Origin of the sequence: Priestia megaterium, assembly GCF_046599315.1 — a bacterium.
GTDB classification, from domain to species: Bacteria; Bacillota; Bacilli; order Bacillales; family Bacillaceae_H; genus Priestia; species Priestia megaterium_F.
In genome coordinates this window covers 149,289-167,661 of the sequence record NZ_JBKIKC010000001.1, presented here as the reverse complement: position 1 = coordinate 167,661, position 18,373 = coordinate 149,289, and the positions used below count along the sequence as shown (strand labels likewise).

The 18,373-nt window shown below is 40.6% G+C and carries 16 protein-coding genes and 2 pseudogenes; 10 read left to right on the top strand and 8 right to left on the bottom strand.

What is annotated here, in order from left to right:
• Positions 1-3: 3 nt before the first annotated feature.
• A complete protein-coding gene (gene sfnG, locus ACLHDF_RS01025) occupies positions 4-1,077 on the bottom strand; it encodes a dimethylsulfone monooxygenase SfnG (protein WP_413917196.1) in 1,074 nt (357 codons plus the stop codon).
• Between the two features lie 447 nt (positions 1,078-1,524).
• Between sfnG and ACLHDF_RS01020 the strand changes: the two are divergent.
• Positions 1,525-2,873: pseudogene (locus tag ACLHDF_RS01020) on the top strand (LLM class flavin-dependent oxidoreductase).
• The gene (locus ACLHDF_RS01015) at positions 2,851-4,035 is read left to right on the top strand and encodes an amidohydrolase (RefSeq protein WP_413917195.1); all 1,185 of its coding nucleotides are present in this window, start codon (positions 2,851-2,853) and stop codon (positions 4,033-4,035) included. Before ACLHDF_RS01020 ends, ACLHDF_RS01015 begins: the two are co-directional and overlap by 23 nt.
• Before the next feature lie 195 nt (positions 4,036-4,230).
• Here the strand turns inward: ACLHDF_RS01015 and ACLHDF_RS01010 are convergent, their stop codons facing one another.
• Positions 4,231-4,689 (bottom strand): hypothetical protein, encoded by a 459-nt coding sequence (locus tag ACLHDF_RS01010; RefSeq protein ID WP_413917194.1) that lies wholly within the window; start codon positions 4,687-4,689, stop codon positions 4,231-4,233.
• A gap of 93 nt (positions 4,690-4,782) precedes the next feature.
• Between ACLHDF_RS01010 and ACLHDF_RS01005 the strand changes: the two are divergent.
• A pseudogene (locus ACLHDF_RS01005) lies at positions 4,783-5,325 on the top strand (GNAT family N-acetyltransferase).
• 102 nt (positions 5,326-5,427) lie between these two features.
• Here ACLHDF_RS01005 and ACLHDF_RS01000 read toward each other — a convergent pair.
• Genes ACLHDF_RS01000 through ACLHDF_RS00980 form a run of 5 tightly spaced genes read right to left on the bottom strand, consistent with a single transcriptional unit; the run spans position 5,428 to position 10,527 of the window.
• Positions 5,428-6,858 carry an MFS transporter gene (locus ACLHDF_RS01000; protein WP_413917193.1) on the bottom strand — a complete coding sequence of 477 codons (1,431 nt, stop codon included), beginning with the start codon at positions 6,856-6,858 and terminating at the stop codon, positions 5,428-5,430.
• A 31-nt stretch (positions 6,859-6,889) separates the two neighbouring features.
• The gene (locus ACLHDF_RS00995; RefSeq protein WP_413917192.1) at positions 6,890-7,825 is read right to left on the bottom strand and encodes a TauD/TfdA dioxygenase family protein; all 936 of its coding nucleotides are present in this window, start codon (positions 7,823-7,825) and stop codon (positions 6,890-6,892) included.
• Between the two features lie 13 nt (positions 7,826-7,838).
• Positions 7,839-8,660, bottom strand: coding sequence for an ABC transporter ATP-binding protein (locus ACLHDF_RS00990; RefSeq protein WP_413917191.1), 822 nt, complete (start codon positions 8,658-8,660; stop codon positions 7,839-7,841).
• Positions 8,661-8,714: 54 nt separating this feature from the next.
• Positions 8,715-9,716, bottom strand: coding sequence for an aliphatic sulfonate ABC transporter substrate-binding protein (locus ACLHDF_RS00985; RefSeq protein ID WP_413917190.1), 1,002 nt, complete (start codon positions 9,714-9,716; stop codon positions 8,715-8,717).
• Between the two features lie 22 nt (positions 9,717-9,738).
• The gene (locus tag ACLHDF_RS00980) at positions 9,739-10,527 is read right to left on the bottom strand and encodes an ABC transporter permease subunit (protein WP_413917189.1); all 789 of its coding nucleotides are present in this window, start codon (positions 10,525-10,527) and stop codon (positions 9,739-9,741) included.
• Between the two features lie 482 nt (positions 10,528-11,009).
• Here ACLHDF_RS00980 and ACLHDF_RS00975 point away from each other — a divergent pair, with 482 nt between their 5' ends.
• Positions 11,010-12,608, top strand: coding sequence for an FAD-dependent oxidoreductase (locus tag ACLHDF_RS00975; protein WP_413917188.1), 1,599 nt, complete (start codon positions 11,010-11,012; stop codon positions 12,606-12,608).
• Entirely contained in the window at positions 12,608-12,937 is a 330-nt protein-coding gene (locus ACLHDF_RS00970; protein ID WP_413917187.1) for a 4Fe-4S binding protein, read from the top strand. The genes ACLHDF_RS00975 and ACLHDF_RS00970 overlap by 1 nt, the downstream gene beginning before the upstream one ends.
• 34 nt (positions 12,938-12,971) lie before the next feature.
• On the opposite strand, the gene ACLHDF_RS00965 is transcribed toward ACLHDF_RS00970, so the two are convergent.
• Positions 12,972-14,360 (bottom strand): alpha/beta fold hydrolase, encoded by a 1,389-nt coding sequence (locus tag ACLHDF_RS00965; protein WP_413917186.1) that lies wholly within the window; start codon positions 14,358-14,360, stop codon positions 12,972-12,974.
• A gap of 193 nt (positions 14,361-14,553) precedes the next feature.
• Between ACLHDF_RS00965 and ggt the strand changes: the two genes are divergently transcribed.
• The 5 genes from ggt (at position 14,554) to ACLHDF_RS00940 (ending at position 18,358) form a co-directional block, all read left to right on the top strand.
• Entirely contained in the window at positions 14,554-16,164 is a 1,611-nt protein-coding gene (gene ggt / locus ACLHDF_RS00960; protein WP_413917185.1) for a gamma-glutamyltransferase, read from the top strand.
• Between the two features lie 288 nt (positions 16,165-16,452).
• A complete protein-coding gene (locus tag ACLHDF_RS00955) occupies positions 16,453-16,950 on the top strand; it encodes a CBO0543 family protein (RefSeq protein WP_413917184.1) in 498 nt (165 codons plus the stop codon).
• A 41-nt stretch (positions 16,951-16,991) separates the two neighbouring features.
• The gene (locus ACLHDF_RS00950) at positions 16,992-17,525 is read left to right on the top strand and encodes a CBO0543 family protein (protein WP_413917183.1); all 534 of its coding nucleotides are present in this window, start codon (positions 16,992-16,994) and stop codon (positions 17,523-17,525) included.
• Positions 17,526-17,726: 201 nt separating this feature from the next.
• Positions 17,727-17,927, top strand: a complete 201-nt coding sequence (locus tag ACLHDF_RS00945; protein WP_413917182.1) for a hypothetical protein — start codon at positions 17,727-17,729, stop codon at positions 17,925-17,927.
• 92 nt (positions 17,928-18,019) lie between these two features.
• A complete protein-coding gene (locus tag ACLHDF_RS00940; RefSeq protein ID WP_413917181.1) occupies positions 18,020-18,358 on the top strand; it encodes a zinc ribbon domain-containing protein YjdM in 339 nt (112 codons plus the stop codon).
• Positions 18,359-18,373 lie beyond the last annotated feature (15 nt).

Genomic DNA, 18,373 nt, shown 5'->3' with positions numbered 1-18,373 from the left:
TATTTACAATGCACCCGCTTTTTCTTTTAGTCCCTGTTCTTTTTGTCTTACGAGCGGAATAATGGTTTCGCCAAACATTTTGATTTCTTCTTTATAATGTAAAAAGCCTGTCAAAATAATATCCACACCAATTTTTTTCAGTTCGATAATTTGATTGGCGACTTGTTCTGCTGTGCCGATAAGGCCAGTTCGGAAACCATCATTATACTGAACTAAGTTTTCAAATGAAGAGTTTGCCCACATGCCTTCACCTTGAGGAGAAGCTTTGCCCGCAAATTTTACTTGGCTTTCAAATCCTTCAACGGCTTCTTTATCTGCTTGTAGAACAATTTCTTTTAGCACTTGTTTTGCTTCTTCTTCTGTTTCACGGGCAATGACAAACCCATTTACGCCAAATTGAATATCACGGCCGTTTGCGGTTGTCTTTACATCTTCAATTTGGTTTTTTAAGTTTTCAATCGAGTTACCGTTCATGAAATAAACGTCTGATACTCGGCCTGCCATTTCACGGGCGGCTTTAGAGTTTCCTCCTTGAAATACTTTTGGCGGCTGAAGGGGCTTTGGTTTTAACGGTGCGTCATTTAATCGGTAAAAGTCTCCCTTGAACGTAGTCGTTTCGTTTTTCCATAGTTCTCGAAGCACGTTAATAAATTCTTCAGAACGGCGGTAGCGCTCATCATGATCTAGCCATGGTTCACCGTAGCCGTTAAATTCACCTTTAAACCAGCCGCTTACAACGTTCACAGAGACGCGTCCGCTGCTGATATGATCAATAGTCGAAATGATTTTAGCAAATACGCCGGGATGCCATAACCCCGGAAGAACCGCTGTAATAATGTTGATTTTTTTAGTAGTGACGGCCAAAGCAGAAGCAAGAGTCGCAGCTTCTAGTTGATTTTCAGCTCCGTAGCTTGCAAAAAACCTAGTTTGCAAGAGAACATAATCAAAGCCTACCTGTTCGGCAATTTGCGCGTAACGGCTGTTTGCTTCAAATGACCACTCTGTTTTTTGAGGAATGTTGGAAATGACAAGGCCTCCGCTTACGTTCGGGGCCCAATAAGCAAATTGCAAACTCATATGTAACGCCTCCTTAGTTAAGTAGTGAAAATAAATAAGTTAGGTAAAAAATTCACCTCCTTAAATGCCAAAGGCTCTTATCCTGCTTCAAGTTGAAGAGAAGATAAAAGCCTTCAATAGCCTGACAGGCAGTATGGATGCGGAATGTACATATAGTTATATCACCGGTTATTCCGATAGTCAAAGTGAGTTTTAAGAAATTTAAAAAGAATGAAATCGTAATTAAGTTTAACTAAAGAAGTAAGAGTTACATCCATTTTAACTAAAAACAAACTTGACTTATAGTAATAGTAAGTATACTATTCAAGTATGCTAAATAAATGAGAAGTAAACAGCTATTTTCTCTAAATAAATAGCCGTTTAAAAACGATCGACCAGACGACTGGAGATGCTTTGAACAATCAAAGCATCTCTTTTTTATTTGTTATAAAAAGGAGGAAGCATACGTTGAGTGAAAAAAGAAAGCTAAAGATAGGAGCAAATATTAAAGGACTTGGAAATACGACGGATGGATGGAGACATCCAGACGTAGAACCTGATGCAAGCATTAATATTGAGTTTTACAAGAAACAAGCGCGTATATTGGAAAAAGGACTGTTCAGCTTTGTTTTTATTGCGGATGGATTAGCGATATCTGAAAAATCCATTCCTCACTTTTTAAATCGTTTTGAGCCAGTTACGCTTTTATCAGCTCTCGCTGCTTCTACGAATTACATTGGGTTAGTTGGGACGGTTTCAACAAGTTTCAGTGAGCCTTTTACAATCGCTCGTCAGCTCATGTCTCTCGATCATATCAGCGGCGGGCGAGCGGGATGGAACTTAGTTACTTCTCCGCAAGAAGGAGCAGCGCGCAATCACAGCAGAGGATATCTTCCTCTTCACAGCGAACGATACGAAATTGCAAAAGAGCATCTCGACGTAGTAAAAGGGCTGTGGGATTCGTGGGAAGATGATGCTTTTACCTATGAAAAAGAAACCGGTCAGTTTTTTAATCCAAAAAAAATGCATACGCTTGGATTTAAAGGCAAGCATTTTCATGTTCAAGGGCCGTTAAATATTGCTCGTTCAAAACAAGCACATCCGGTTGTGTTTCAAGCTGGTTCATCAGAAAGAGGAAGAGGATTCGGAGCAGAAAATGCGGATGCGATTTATACAAATGCACATACATTAGAAGAAGCACAGGCATTCTATCAAGATATGAAAAATAGAGCAAAAAATCACGGCAGAAACCATGAAGAACTTCTCATTTTTCCAAGTATTGATTTAATTATAGGAGATAGCGAGGAAGATGTAGAAAGAAGATATCAAGAGCTTGCCGCTTTAATTCCAATTGATCATGCCATTACATATCTAGCTCGTTTTTTTGATGATTATGACTTTCATCAATTTGACGTAGACGCACCGTTTCCAGAGTTAGGAGATATCGGAGCAAATGCATTTCAAAGCACCACGAATAAAATTAAACAAGCAGCGGCTACTCGAAAGTTAACGTTAAGACAAGTGGCACTTGATACGATTTTACCTCGTTCACCGTTTTCAGGAACGCCGGAGCACGTAGCGGATGAAATGCAAAATATGAGCAGGAAGCAGCGGATGGATTTGTGCTTCGCCCGTTTACGAGCGAGACGTTTCATCAATTTGTGGAAAAAGTGGTGCCTATTTTACAAGAGCGGAGACTTTACGATACTTCGTATAAAAGCGATACGCTGCGCGGAAATTTAAATCTTTCCGTTCCAGCTAATCGGTATAGTGAAACAAAGGAGGAGTATGTGTATGACAGTCAAATTAATCAGTGAATACAGCGTAACAGAAAGCTTAAAGAAGCAAGTAATTGAGTGGAGAAGACATTTTCATCGTTATCCCGAATTGTCGTTTCAAGAGCACCGAACAGCTCAGTTCGTTGAAGATACGCTGCTTTCGTTTGGGAACTTTGTCATTACGCGTCCTACACCAACAAGCGTGGTGGCTAGATTAGCAGGAAAAGAGCTGGGAAGAGTAGTTGCGATTCGAGCGGATATGGACGCGCTGCCAATTGAAGAAGAAAATACGTTTGCGTTTGCTTCGGGTAACAAAGGCGTGATGCATGCATGCGGACATGACGGTCACACGGCTATTTTGTTAGGAGTAGCCTCTGTTCTTTCTCGGTTAGGAAATGAATTTAAAGGAGAAATTCGCTTGATTTTTCAACATGCAGAAGAGCTGTTGCCTGGAGGAGCGCAGGAGCTTGTCAAAGAAGGCGTAATGGAAGATGTGGATTACGTGATTGGCACGCATCTGAATTCTGGTCTTCCGGTTGGAGAAATCGGGGTACTTGCAGGTCCCATGATGGCTTCACCTGATACGTTTAACATATCAATTAAAGGAAAAGGAGGGCACGCCGCAGCGCCTCATGAAGCAGTTGATGCCATTGTTGTAGGAGCGCAAATCGTGACGAATCTCCAAACCATTGTTTCAAGAACGACTAATCCCATAGATAAATTAGTTGTATCGGTTACGCAATTCCACGGAGGAACTACGCATAATGTACTTCCTGATAAAGTGGAGCTTAACGGTACCGTTCGCAGCTTTGACGCAGCGGTACGAGAAAAAGTTCCGGCACAAATTGACCGAATTGTAAAAGGACTAACCGAAGCTTACGGTGCAGAGTACACTTTTACGTATGAAAAAGGCTATCATCCCGTCATTAATTCCGAAAACGTTACGCGTTTAATTGAAGAAACAGCCATCGAAGTATATGGAAAAGAACGTGTTAAAATGCTGTCTCCTAAAATGGGAGGAGAAGATTTTTCAGCTTACCTGCAGGAAACGGAAGGAGCTTTTTTTAACATCGGAGCCCGAAATGAAGAACAGGGCATCGTATACCCTCATCATCATCCGAAGTTTACAATAGATGAAGCCTCGCTTGAAGTCGGAGTAAAGATGTTTTTGTGCGTAACAGAAAAGCTATTGGCGCGTTAAAAAAGAACAAGAACCTGCTTGGTTCTTGTTCTTTTTTATGGAATCTTACTTTGTATCTTTATAATTCGTCGCAAATCCTGCTGCAATTAAACCAATCAGACCCAGCACTCCCACAATAACGGTCATGACCATTATGCTCACCTCAATCGCTCTTAATAACGCGCTTTCATTTGTTTAATTTTACCATGAGTCTTCCTATGAAAGAAGCTTTTCTTTTAAAGGCTCTAGCTTCTTGAATTTTTTATCATAGCTTTGTCGTTTTAACATGTCATTGGTTATTGCCAGCGCATCTTCTTTACGCCCCGTATACAAGTAGGCTTCAATGACTTCGTCGAATCCCTCAGAGTAAGGAAATTTTTCGTATTTTGCTAGCTTGAATGATGCATCGTAGTGTTTCGTTGATTCTTCATATTGCTTTAGTTTTAAAAGCATACGCCCGTTTGCTAAATGTAAATCAGCTCGTTCTAAATCGGTAAGGGTAGGGAGTTCAATCCCTTGGTTGCGTACATCAAGCGCATCTTCATATCGCTTTTTTTCTTCTAGCTCAAACGCTCTCTCATAAAAATGGCCAAACTTCGTTAACGGTCTTTTTGATTTATAGATTTTATAAATGCCGTATAGGACCAAAAGCAGTAACCAAAGCAACTCATTCAACTCTCTTTCTTCTATTTATGTATAATATTTATAATAAAGTAAATAAAACTTAATTAATAGTTTTAATGAAAGAAAGACGTTTGGAGGTATACGATGGTCATCAGCCAGCAGATTTACCATGTGAAAGGACTTCAGTACATCATTCGTTCAGCTGCCACTAGCGATGCAGACGAATTATCTCACCTGAGAGTTCAGCTAGATGGAGAAACGGAAAACTTAGATCGTGAACCAGGAGAAGGGTATATGGATAAAGCGGAGTTTGAAAAGCTTATTCAACGTGATGCAGAAAGTGAACGAAACTTATTCTTAGTAACGGTTGTACAGAATCGGATTATCGGCTACTCAAGATGCGAAGGTAATGAGCTGAAACGATTTTCGCATAAGGTGGAGTTTGGTGTGTGCGTCGTAAAATAATTTTGGGGATATGGCATCAGCAAAGGTCTTTTACAGCAGTCCATATTGCGGGCAGATCGCGTCGGCATGAAGAAAATGACGCTGAATGTGTTAGGGACCAATAAAAAAGCAATTCGTTTATATGAGAGGTTCGGGTTTGAAGTAGAAAGAATATTAAAAAATGACAAGCTGCTGTCAGACGGCAAGTACTATAACACGGTGGTGATGGGTCGTTTTACATAGCTTTTTACTAGCACTTTTTTTATCAACCTTTAAAGAAAAAACACCTTTAAGCAACTATACTTGAAGGTATTTTTCGTGTTGCTTATTTTACTAAAATGATGGTTAGTGATAGACCTCTCTTTTTTCACTAAAGCTTTTGTTGCTTTCAAATCCTTGTTTTTCTTCTTTTTCGACATCTGTGCCAATAGGCTCCCACTTAATAAGAACCGTTGCAATCAATCCAATAACGGGAACAATCGTAAGGACTAGAAACGTCGTATAGATCCCGCCAATTGAAAGTACAACCGGGAATAAGTAAAAACCTAAAATACTGCCGATACGCGTTGTTCCTTGCCCCCATCCAGAGCCTAGCCCTCTCAGTTCCGTCGGGTAAGAAAGAGTGGCCATCGTCATCCCTTGCGCTCCGGGGCCAAAAGATTGACCGAAAATAAACAAAGCAATAAATAAAATTGGCAGCGCAATAAAATGGGTATCGCCTGTAAGCCCCATCAGGACTAAGCTTAAAGAACAAATGGTATAGCCTGTAATCGCAAGTTTTCTTATGCCGACTTGTTCAGTTAGTCGCGATTGTGTAAAGCCACCAATAATCCCGAATAAATTAAAGAAAAGAGTACCAATAATTGCATAAATTATTTCTTTGCCAAAAATAAGCGTAGAAATGGTTGGGATATAGAAGCCAACTGCAAAGTACTGCATACTTTGAGTGGCCGTAATAATGGAAGCTAAAAATGTTCGAGCCCGATACTTCCCTTGGAAAATCGCTTTGTAAGACAGTTTTTTTGAACGAGATAAAGGTTCTTCTTTTGCACTATTGGCTACTGTGACTTCTATGTCATAGGTTTTCTCTAACACTTTGACCGCTTCTTTAAGCGGAAGATGATGAGCGGCCCACATCGGGCTTTCATCCATGTAGCGGTAGCGTAAAATTAACACGATTAGTGCAGCAACTGCTCCAAATCCTACCGACCAGCGCCAAATGTCTTCGTGCTGCCCCAGCAGATAAAAAGGAAGAACAACAAGCCCAGTAACAGTTGCGGCCACGTACCACAGTGGACACCACAAGTTCACGTATTGGCCTTTTTTCTTTAAATTACTGAACTCAGCAATAAAGCTGAGCGCTACGGGAACATCTAGCCCTACACCTACACCCATTAAAAACCGAAAGATAAATAACCAAACTAGATCAGTCGCTAAAGCAGCGCCAAGAGCTGCGAACACCATAAAAAATAGATCAATTAAAAACATTTTGTTGCGGCCGAATTTGTCGGTGTAATATCCACCTACAGTAGCCCCTAACAAAGCGCCAAAGGCCATAATAGCTGTAAGGCTTCCAAGACCCGCAGGAGAAAGGTTAAATTGTTCCTTTAATTGATCAGCTCCAATCCCGAGACTGGTAAAGTCATAGGCGTCGACAAAAATGCCTCCTAAAGCTACCAAAATGATTTTCCAGCTTTTAGACGTAACTGGATTTGAATTGACAAAGTTGATAATGTCTTGACGCGATTGAATTACATGTGTGTTACTGCTTCTCATTTCTTAACCTCCAATCTGCATGTAACTAATGTTAAAAAGGACAATCGCCAATAATAGCCGCGCGCTCAGCTTTTCGGCTATGCGGATAATAATCCGATACAGCATAATGCTGTGCTGCGCGGTTATCCCAAAAGGCAATTGAATTTGCTTCCCAACGAAACCGTACTTGGTATTCTGGAACATGAGCTTGCCTAAACAAATATTGAAGTAACTGTTCGCCTTCAGAATGTTCTAGACCTACAACATGAGTAGTAAAGGATGAATTGACAAAAAGCGTCTTACGACCTGTTTCAGGATGAGTACGTACAATAGGATGTTCAACCGCTGGAAACTCTCGTTGAAAAGCCTCCAATTCATCTGGTTGTAATAAATGAGCAAAAGATGGAGTGAAGTCATGAATAGCCTTCAAATGTTCAATTTGTTTTTTTATGGACTCAGGTAAGTTGTCATATGCTGCAGCCATATCTGCCCAAAGCGTATCGCCGCCCACAGGAGGCACCTCAATCAATCGAAGTACTGAAGCTTTAGCAGGGTTTTCGCGGAATGTGACGTCTGCATGCCAAACATTTTCAGAGCCTCCCTGTTTCTGATTTCTAGAGAATTGTACAATTTCTTTCGCTTGCTCTTGTGAAGCAGGTTTGTAAAAAGGGTGTACTTCAAGATCCCCCCATAGTTTCGCAAAAGCCAGATGTTGTTCGCTTGTAATTGCTTGATTGCGAAAAAAAAGCACTTTCCATTCTAAAAAAGCCCGATTTAATTCTTCTTGCACTTCTTTTGCAAGAGGCTTGGATAAATCTAGACCTTCGATTTCAGCACCGATGATCGGTGTGAGGGGCTTGATGGAAAAGAAAGTATATGGCTTTTCTTCAACACCATCTGGCAACCGTTTTAACAAACGAGGACCTTCTTTTACCTCGCGATTAGGAAACTGAAGAGGCCGTGGGTAGCTAGAAAGATTATTAGACACTGTGTTCATCTCCTTATGCTTGTTCTCTTATCTTTGAAATGAAAAACTGTCGTAGCTCCATGAACTTTTCGTGATATTGAAAAGTTCCTTCTTCGTAACGTTCCGACTGTAATGGATTTTGCGTATCTAAGACGACTCTTCCGGGCTTTGGGTGCATCACAATGATTCGAGTTGCGAGTTTGAGAGCTTCTTCTACATCATGAGTAATAAAAAAGATGCACTTTTTTGTTTGGTTCCAAATAGTTAATAAATGTTTCTGCATCGCTTCCCGCGTTAGCGCATCAAGAGCACTAAAAGGCTCATCCATTAAAATAACTTTAGGGGCTGTCGCGAGTGTTCGAGCAATGGCTGCTCGCTGCTTCATTCCTCCTGACAACTGGTGGGGAAGTTTTTTAGAGGCAGACTTTAGATCAACCAGCCGCAGGTAATTCGCAACAAGCTGTTTACGTTCTTCTTTGGTGACTCTTTGCATCTTCAATCCAAATTCAATGTTTTTTTCAATAGTCAGCCAAGGAAATAGATTAGGATGCTGAAAAACAACGCCAACGTCTGGATTAGGCTTGGTCTGTGCATATCCATGAATCATGACTGTACCTGTTGTAGGCTGTTGAAAGCCTGCTAGAATATTTAAAAGTGAAGATTTGCCACATCCAGATGGTCCTAATACACAAACAAGCTCATGTTCATATAAAGAGAGATTAATATTTTGTAAGATGAGCTGCTCACGTTTTGTTTGAGCATAAGCGAAATCAACGCTTTTTACATCGACGACTTTAGGCTTATGAACACGTTTAGGTCTTTCTTCAACAGCAACACTAGTTTTCAAATGTATCACTCCTTTTGAACGAGAAAGCATCCCTCGACTGACAGCAAGAGATACTTCCCGCTACTATTTAGAAAAATTGTTTAGCAGTGCTTGTTGATACGTTTTTAAATCGGGAGAAGAAGGAATATCTTTTTGAGCTTCTAGAAAATCTCCTGTATCTTTTAACACATGCGCCAATTTGCTATTAGACTGAAAGTATGCTTTTTGATCTGATTTATTTAGCCAGGTTAGCTGTTGCATCGTTTTTAAGCTTTGTTTTGGTGTTAAGTTCAGTTCTTTAGCCAATAATTCTGCAGATTTTTCTGGATTTTTATGATAATAATTAACAGATTCATTTAAGATAGAAATATATCCTTTCACAACATTCGGATATTTTCTGGCGAAATCCTTATGAACAATTCCGAATTCTCCTGTAATGCTTCCTTGCTTGGCTACTTCTTTGGATGAAATCAACACGCTTCCGTCAGCATGGATTAAATTTGTTTGCAGAGGCTGCCATACATACGCACCGTCAATATCACCGCGATTCCAAGCCGCTAAAATATCGGCAGACTGCATGTCTAATAGTGTGATATTTTCTTTTTTAAGATCAATGTTTTTGTTTTTTAACGCACTTAGTAAGCTGTAGTGGGCCGTTGAGCTAAAAGTAGTGGCGATTTTTTTGCCTTTTAAATCATGTAAAGACTTTATTCCCGCATCTTTTTTTACTACTAAGGCCTCGCTTTCGCCGATAATATCATGTAAATAATATACTTTGTAAGGAAGTTTATTAGCCACTCCTATTGCACCAGGAGGTGTTCCAACGAGTCCAAAGTCAAGGCTTCCTCCCGAAATCGCATTGTTGATATCCCGGCCTGACTCAAATTTAATCCAATTAATTTGAGTGTCTGGATATTTCTTTTCCAATGAGCCGCGGGCTTTTGCTAACAACTCCCCATTCGGTGAAGCTTGATAGCCTAAACGTATTTCTTTGGGTAAATCATTTTCAGAACTAGATGTAGTGCTCGAACAGCCGGAAGCGACTACTATAAAGCATAATAATAAACCAAGTATTCCTTTTTTCATCGATGTTCCTCCTAAGTAAGCTCTATTTTCCTACCCATGAAAAGGCTAAGCGCTGGTAAAAGCGAATAATGCTATCGATAAATATAGCGATCAGACCCATGATAATAATGCCCACAAAAACAATATCACTTCGCATATATTTGCTTGCATCAAGTACCATCCAGCCAATTCCTGAAGTAGCTGCAACCATTTCAGCAGCGACTAACGTTGCATATGTGATTCCAATGGACGTGCGCAACCCTGTCACAATGTCAGGCAGAGCAGATGGAAGAATAATGTGGACAAATACACTGAACTTTGATGCACCTAATGTTAGTGCACCGTTAATTCGGTCCTGCGGCACGCGCTGTACGCTTGCAACTGTTGCGATAAACAGTGGAGCGAAGGCACTTAAAAACAGTAGTGCTACTTTAGATCCTTCATCAATTCCTAACCATAAAACAAGAAGTGCATAGTAAGCTAGGGGAGGAAGCGGGCGGTAAAACTCAATGATCGGATCAAAAATTGCTAATATGTACTTAGAATAGCCGCATGCAATTCCCAGTGGAATAGCTGTAACCAAAGCGAGCAGTAGGGCTGTAAATAGCCGGTACAAGCTTGCAGATAAGTGGGTCACGAGAGAAGTACCCTTATACCCTTCTACTACTAAACTAATAAATGAATGCCAAACGCTTTGAGGCGTAGGCAAAAAAATCGGATCTACCCATTTAAGTGTACTTAGAAGCGTCCAAAGCAAGAGGATCATAATTACACTCAAAAAAGACAGTCCTTTTACTTTAAATGATTTAGCTGCCACCTGCGTGTTTTTCACTTTATCCCTCCTTTTAAAGTTTTGCTAAACGAAAAAGACTCTCATCTATTGAAAAGAATGAGAGCCTCCAGTTGTCTGGTCGGTATTTTTTTAATCCTATATGTTTAGTGAGATTAATTTACCAAAAAATTCATAGAGTTGTCAATAAGAGATAAAAAAACAATCGAAATAAATTCCAAGAATAACATAATCATTGACAATCATAGCATAAACTTTTAATATATAATTAAACAAATTGAATTACTTGGTATTTTGATGCTGTATGAAAAAACGCGCCTACTAGGCAACTGGAGGCCAGACCATTGTGGTGAAACAAATGGACTGGTCTCCTTTTTATATTGAATGCCTGTTATGGAAGCGATGAATTCTGAAACGGAATAGTTAGTATAGATTTAGCAATGAGCAAAATAGTCGATTGGATAATAAGTATTTTCTTAATAAGGTTTTTGAGAGCGCAAACATTTTAAGAGGGGGATCCGTATATGACTGCCGACTTTCATGTTCATACAGATGTATTAATTATTGGAGGAGGCCCTGCTGGTGCATGGGCAGCTCTGCAAGCAGTTAAAGAAGGTGCAAAAGCTGTACTTGTCGATAAAGGATATTGCGGAACGAGCGGAGCAACTGCGCCTTCTGGTACAGGAGTTTGGTATGTAAAGCCTACTTCTGATGAACAGATGACAGCGATGAAAAGCAGGGAAGAACTGAGCGGATATTTAGCAGAAAGAAGTTGGATGAAGCGAGTACTTGATTGTACGTTTGAACAAGTAAATGAATTAGCTCATTTTGGCTATCCATTTCCAATAGATGAAAAAGGAATTTCTCAACGAACGACGCTTCAAGGACCTGAATATATGAGGCTAATGCGGCGTCAGCTTCAAAAAGCAGGCGTGCAGATTTTGGACCATAGCCCTGCACTGGAGCTGCTTGCAGATGAACACGGTGTGGCAGGTGCTTGCGGAATCAATAATCAAACAAAAGAAATATGGAGAGTGGATGCTGCTGCAGTTGTGATTGCAACAGGAGGCTGTGCATTTCTGAGCGGGGCACTCGGTACAAATGTTTTAACAGGGGACGGTTACTTATTAGCTACAGAAGCAGGAGCGTCGCTTTCAGGTATGGAGTTTTCAAATGCTTATTCGATTTCGCCAGCTTTTTCTCCAATCACAAAATCTGCATTTTATAAATGGGCTACATTTTATTATGAAGACGGTACAGTGATTGAAGGAGCCAGTTCTCATAAAGGGCGTTCAATCATTGCCAGAACGTTAATGACCCGGCCTGTTTATGCAAAGCTTGACAAAGCTGATGAAAGTATTCAAAAAGCAATGCGCTTATCACAGCCAAATTTCTTCTTATCCTTTGATCGTCTTCATATGAATCCCTTTACTCAAATGTTTCCGATTACCCTGCGTTTTGAAGGAACTGTTAGAGGAACAGGAGGTATTCACATTACAGACGAAACGTGTAGAACCGACATTCCTGGGCTGTATGCAGCTGGAGATGCTGCAACACGCGAATTAATCTGCGGAGGATTTACGGGAGGAGGCAGCCATAATGCAGCATGGGCTATCTCTTCAGGCTGCTGGTCAGGAAAAGCAGCGGCAGCATTTGCTGTTAAGCAAGGGAGAAATGCCGCAAGCCGACATGCAAAAGGCTTATCAGAAGCGTCAGGAATCACCAAGTCAGTGGCTTCTTCTGATTCAGCTGATATAAAGGAAATGATAACATCGATTCAACGTGAAGTCTTTCCATATGATCGAAACTGGTTCCGTTCAGAAGTAAGACTGCAAGATTCTCTTATGAGGTTAAATGCCGTTTGGAATGAGTTGAAGAATGGAGTGTATGATAAAGAAAGAAATATCGTAAGAAGTCGAGAGATTGTGGCAATGACGGCAACGGCGCGATGGATGTATACAAGTGCGTTAGAAAGAAAGGAAACGCGAGGAATGCACCGGCGTGACGATTTTCCATTTATGGATTCCAAGCAAAACGACCGTATTCTAAGCGGAGGCGTGCAGGAAGTCTGGGCGAGACCCTTAGGTACAAAGCCTTCTAGCCGTGTAAAGGGGGTTATTTAATGATTGAGCTCCTTAGTGAAGACCGGTGTATTAACTGCAATCTTTGTGTATCTGTTTGTCCAACAAATGTCTTTGACCGCTCTCGAATGGGAGGAGCTCCTTCCATAGCCCGTCAATCGGATTGTCAAACTTGCTTTATGTGTGAACTGTATTGTCCGGTAGATGCTTTATATGTGACTCCTTTAGCTGAACAAACTGTTGATGTAGATGAACAGAATGTAATTAATCAGCACCTGCTCGGAAGTTACCGAGAAGCTGTAGGCTGGGGAAAAGGAAGAAAATCCACGGCTTCTTCTGATCAGTCGCATATCATCTTAAATAAGAAATAGACAAAAAAGAGCGGGCAAAGCCGCTCTTTTTCACTTACTTTTGCGTTTCACTAACCCATCTCACAATATCATCAATTACATAAGAAGGAATGTTGGCTGAAACAGCATACTCAGCCGGCGTGCTTTTTTCACCGGTTCCTTCCGTGAAAAAGTGGTTGAGCTTTGGATAAAGTTTAAAAGAAGTGTCGGAACGCTGAGACAAACTTTGCTTCCAACCTGCAAAATCTTCGGTCGTTACTTGATAATCACGCGCTCCTTGTAAAAGAAGCAGCGGCGTGTCCTGAGATTTTGCGACTTCTGCGGGATGCCAGTGAGCTAAGTCATACCAAAAATAAGGAGTTCCAAGCAAGAATTCTTTTGGTGGCTGAGCTGGCGAAAAGCTTGGGTCTTGTAAAATAGCAAACTGCTGCTGAAAAAAAGCAAGCTGCTCTTTCGGAAGCTGATTCAGTGATACCAAATAGGCAGATTGTTCAAGCATTAACTCTGGAAGTGTGCGGCTCGGTGCAGCAAGTAAAACAGAGCCCCGCACGCTTTTGTCCGGCGTTTGATTTAAAATTCGAGGCATCATCATGCCACCTTGACTGTGTCCCAATAAAAAAATATTGCCACTGTCAATGCCTTTTTGTTTCGCTATTGCTTTGACTGCGAGTACGGCATCATCCGTTGTTTCGTCGTCGACGCTTATTTTACTTTCACCGGACATTTTAGCTGTATGTTCGTACGTACGCTTGTTGTAGCGTAGAACAGCGATTCCTTGAGAAGCCAGTCCTGAAGCCAGATCTTGAAACGGCTTTAAGCTCATAAACGTTTCATCTTGATCAGAAGGACCTGACCCATGAATTAAAATGACAACGGGTACATTTTGATGCTTTGAACGTGTTGGAAGAGTGAGCGTTGCTGGAAGTTCGTAAGGTGCTTTGCCAATTGAAAGCTGTTTTTCACTGTAATTCTTAGGAGTGTCATAAGGCGGTGTGGAAAACGAAAAATTGCGCTCATCCGGTATGATTCGCCAATCATCAATTTGACGGTTTTGACTAAATCGAACGGTTAAAGTAGCTGATACGTGTTCAAATTCAATTGGAATTTCTATATTTCGATGAACGGCATTAACTTCATCTTGTACAGCTGTACCAATCTTTTTTACAGGGCCAAACTGAGCCGTCAGAGATGTCCACCACGTTTTTAGGTTTTCTTCGCTCATTTTTGATTGCAGGCTGCGGGAAAAGTAGCGCTTAGCTTCTTTTACTTTTCCGTTCGCTACATTCGTTAAAAATGTATTTGCCCGTTTGTACTCAACTTTTGCTGAGTGATGGGCAGCATTCGCCGCTGCTTCAGCTTGAACAGTTGAAGTGGAAATAGGGAGTACTTGAAGCCCGAGTGCTAAAGAAACAGCGAGTGGAAGGGCAGCTTTTACTTTTTTCATACATCATCCTCCTTGGCGATTCTTGTACTCTATTATTATACCAATTTTAGGTAAAAAAGTTATGTCAATCTGAGATAAAAATAAATCTGCTGCATTATAAATATGGTAAAATAAATAAGTCTGATTATTTAGATAATTAAAAATAAATTCAGGTATTTGACGCACCTAACGTTTAAAAGAGGAGGAACTTTTTGTGAACTATGATCCGGATTATCATCCATATCCATCTTGCCGAGTTCCGGTCTATGCTAAAAAAGGAATGGTATCCACATCTCAGCCGCTCGCAGCGCAGGCAGGTCTTGATATCTTAAAAAAAGGCGGCAATGCAATTGATGCAGCAATCGCGACCGCGGCGAGTCTCACAGTATTAGAGCCTGCGTCAAATGGAATTGGAGGAGACGCGTTTGCACTTGTTTGGACAAATAAGCAGCTGTACGGCCTGAACGCTAGCGGACCTTCTCCGCAGTCCATTTCCGTTGGTGCGCTGAAGGAAAAAGGATACAAAGATATCCCTAAGTATGGCATGATTCCCGTTACGGTTCCCGGTGCTCCGGCTGCTTGGGCTGCTTTGTCAAAGCGATTTGGCAAACTGCCTCTTTCTCAAGTGATGCAGCCTGCCATTCAGTACGCCAAAGAAGGATTTCCATTAGCGCCTACACTCGCTAAACAATGGAAACAAGCATACGATACGTTTAAACGAGTACATAAGAGTGAAGAATTTGAATCATGGTTTCAAACATTTGCACCAAGTGGACAAGCACCAAAAGCAGGAGAGATGTGGTCATCCACTGATCATGCTCGTACGCTTCAGCTCATTGGCGACACAAATGCTGAAGCGTTTTATAAAGGTGAGCTTGCGGATCGTATTGATGCATTAAGTAAAAAATACAGCGGCTTTTTATCAAAGGAAGATTTAGCCGCTTACGAACCGGAGTGGGTGACTCCTATTTCTGCTAACTACCGGGGATATGATGTGTGGGAAATTCCTCCGAACGGTCAAGGGCTTATTGCGTTAATGGCATTAAATATCGTAAAAGGCTTTGAGTTTCAAGAAAAAGATGCCGTGGATACGTATCATAAACAAATAGAAGCGATGAAGCTTGCGTTTGCGGATGGAGAAAAATACATTACAGAAGAAGCAAAAATGAGCGTGCCTGTTAGTGAGCTGCTGTCTGATACATATGCAAGCTATCGCCGCAGTCTTATAGAAGAACATGCCCTTCAGCCTCAAGCGGGAGAGCCTGTTGGAAGCGGAACTGTGTATTTAGCAACCGCTGACGAGGAAGGAAACATGGTTTCATTTATTCAAAGTAATTATATGGGCTTCGGTTCTGGAATCGTCGTGCCAGAAACGGGAATTGCTTTGCAAAACCGCGGTCACAATTTTTCAATGAATCTCAATCACGATAACTGCCTTGCTCCTAATAAAAAAACGTTTCATACCATTATTCCAGGCTTTCTCACCAAAAATAATGAGCCCGTAGGACCGTTTGGCGTGATGGGAGGCTTTATGCAGCCGCAGGGACATATGCAAGTTGTAATGAATACAATTGACTTTCAGCTTCATCCTCAAGCCGCTTTAGACGCCCCAAGATGGCAGTGGAAAAAAGATAAAACGGTGATGGTCGAGCCGGCTTTTCCATTGCATGTAGCACAAGCGCTTGAACGGAAAGGCCATAAGATTGAAGTAGCTGTGGATTCTATGGCATTTGGGCGCGGACAGATTATTTGGAGAGATCCTGAGAGCGGGGTGCTATGCGGAGGAAGTGAATCACGAACGGATGGATTTGTAGCTGGATGGTAACGGTCAAAGTAAACAAAATAGGTGGAGAAAGAAGCCCGTACTGATGAGAGTCGGGCTCTTTTCATGTCTGAACCACATGTATAAATCTTTTCAAAGAACTTAAAACTAAAACAAATATGTACGTATGTAAGGAGAACGTGGACTTACGGATTATGGATGGGGAACTTATATTAGCGTACCTTCATGAATTAGCGCAAGCAACAATCGAGCGTGGTGAGAGCAGCTGCCTTAAACCGTAAATCGACGATAGGTATGCTAACAACACTTGGTGAAAGGAGCGAAAAGGTTATGAGAAATAAAAAGTTTGAAGTGAATTTTTTACGTGTAATGCTGATTATCGCCTTGGGGCTTCTCCCTTTTTTATTTAGAAAACCACCGATTAAGGACTGGCTGCTGGCCTATGTATTTAACGCATTAACAAATGGTATTATTGATAAATTTATTATTACTCACGGCCTTCTTCGATATCCAACTCGCTTGCTGAAAAAACAGTTTAGAATTAATGTGTTGTTCGACTTTTTGCTGTATCCCATAATATCCGTCATGATTAATCAGGCTACGTATTACGATAAAGGGCTAAAAGTTTTATATAAAATTGTGCTCTTTACGATTCCCATGTTTCTTATTGAATTATGGGCTGAAAAACGGACGAAGCTTATCGAATGGAAAACCGGCTGGATGTGGTACCACACCTTTACTAGCGTGACGTTAAAATCCTATCTTAATCGGATGCTGATTGGATGGATTCGAAAAATTGAAAAGAAGCAGAAAGAAATGAAAATATAATAATCCAGATTCTAAAAATAACGTTAGAGAGGTGAATAAAGGTGCATATTTGTGTGCTTCTGTGGCTGATTTTTCAAAATATCCAAAAGAGAACGTGGAAAAAAATTCACGAGCTTTATGCAGGGGTTTTATACGTAAGCTTTTTTAATATTTTTTATTATTTTCTATGTAACGATAAATTGCTTTGGGATTTTAGATCTTCTCATCTTTCATTAAAAGGCCTACGCATTTTACACCTTATGTTCATTACGCCTTTCATGATTTTATCATTCTTAGCCACCTATCCGTCTACACTCGTCAAACAGGTGAAGTATATTGCAAAATGGGTATGCACAGCTTCATTTATAGAATGGATTGGACTGAGGTTCAAGGGCATAACATTTAGGCACGGATGGCATTTAGGATGGTCAGCGCTTATTTATGTAATGATGCTTATCTTTTCGAGGTGGTTTCAAAAAAAGCCTTTTGCAGTCTTGCTGCTATCGGTTTTGGCAACGGTGGTTCTCAGCATTGTTTTTAAAGTTCCCGTAAGCAAAGGGATGCTAAAGCATCCGCTGAAACGAATATTGACTTGACCTTTAAAAAATCCTCCCCTTTTTTCTGTATCTAACTTTTATTATACAATAATTAACATCTGTAAAAAGTCTCAAAAATGCTTTTATTGTGATATAATGGTAATAATTGCATAAATAGATAGAAGTCACGAGTTAACGGCTAGTCAGTATACTTATTTTAGCTTCAAACGAAGAAAGTCTTACAAATAGGAGGAATGAAAAATGGAAATTAATTCATACCTCATTCGGTTTTCATGGATGCTGATGCTGATGTTTGGAGGATTATTTATTATTCGGTATGTAAAAACAGGTGACCTTTTTTTAGATCAGCTTCTTGCCTTTAGTGCAGGTTTTGTTTTGTTGATCGGTTCACTTATTTGGAGGAGAAAACATCATCAGCAAGGAAATAGAAAAGCTTGTTAAATCTATAAAACTGTGACAGTATAAAACAGATAAAAAAAACTTAATCTCGTAATCGTGCTGTCGTTTGCGAGCTGCTGCTGGAGGAAAAGAAAATGGATGTACCTAATTGCCCAAGCTGTCAATCACAGTATACATATAAAGATGGAAACCTGTTCGTCTGCCCGGAGTGTGCGCATGAATGGGGGCAAGATGAAAAAACAGAAAGTGCTGAAGAGCAGCTTACTGTAAAAGATGCAAACGGTAATCTTTTAAAAGATGGAGATTCAGTTACCGTCATCAAAGATTTAAAAGTAAAAGGAAGCTCATCGGTTGTAAAAATCGGAACGAAAGTAAAAAGCATTCGTTTAGTAGAAGGCGATCATAACATCGACTGCAAAATTGACGGATTTGGAGCGATGAGCTTAAAGTCTCAGTTTGTAAAAAAAGCATAAAAATGCAAAAAGCCA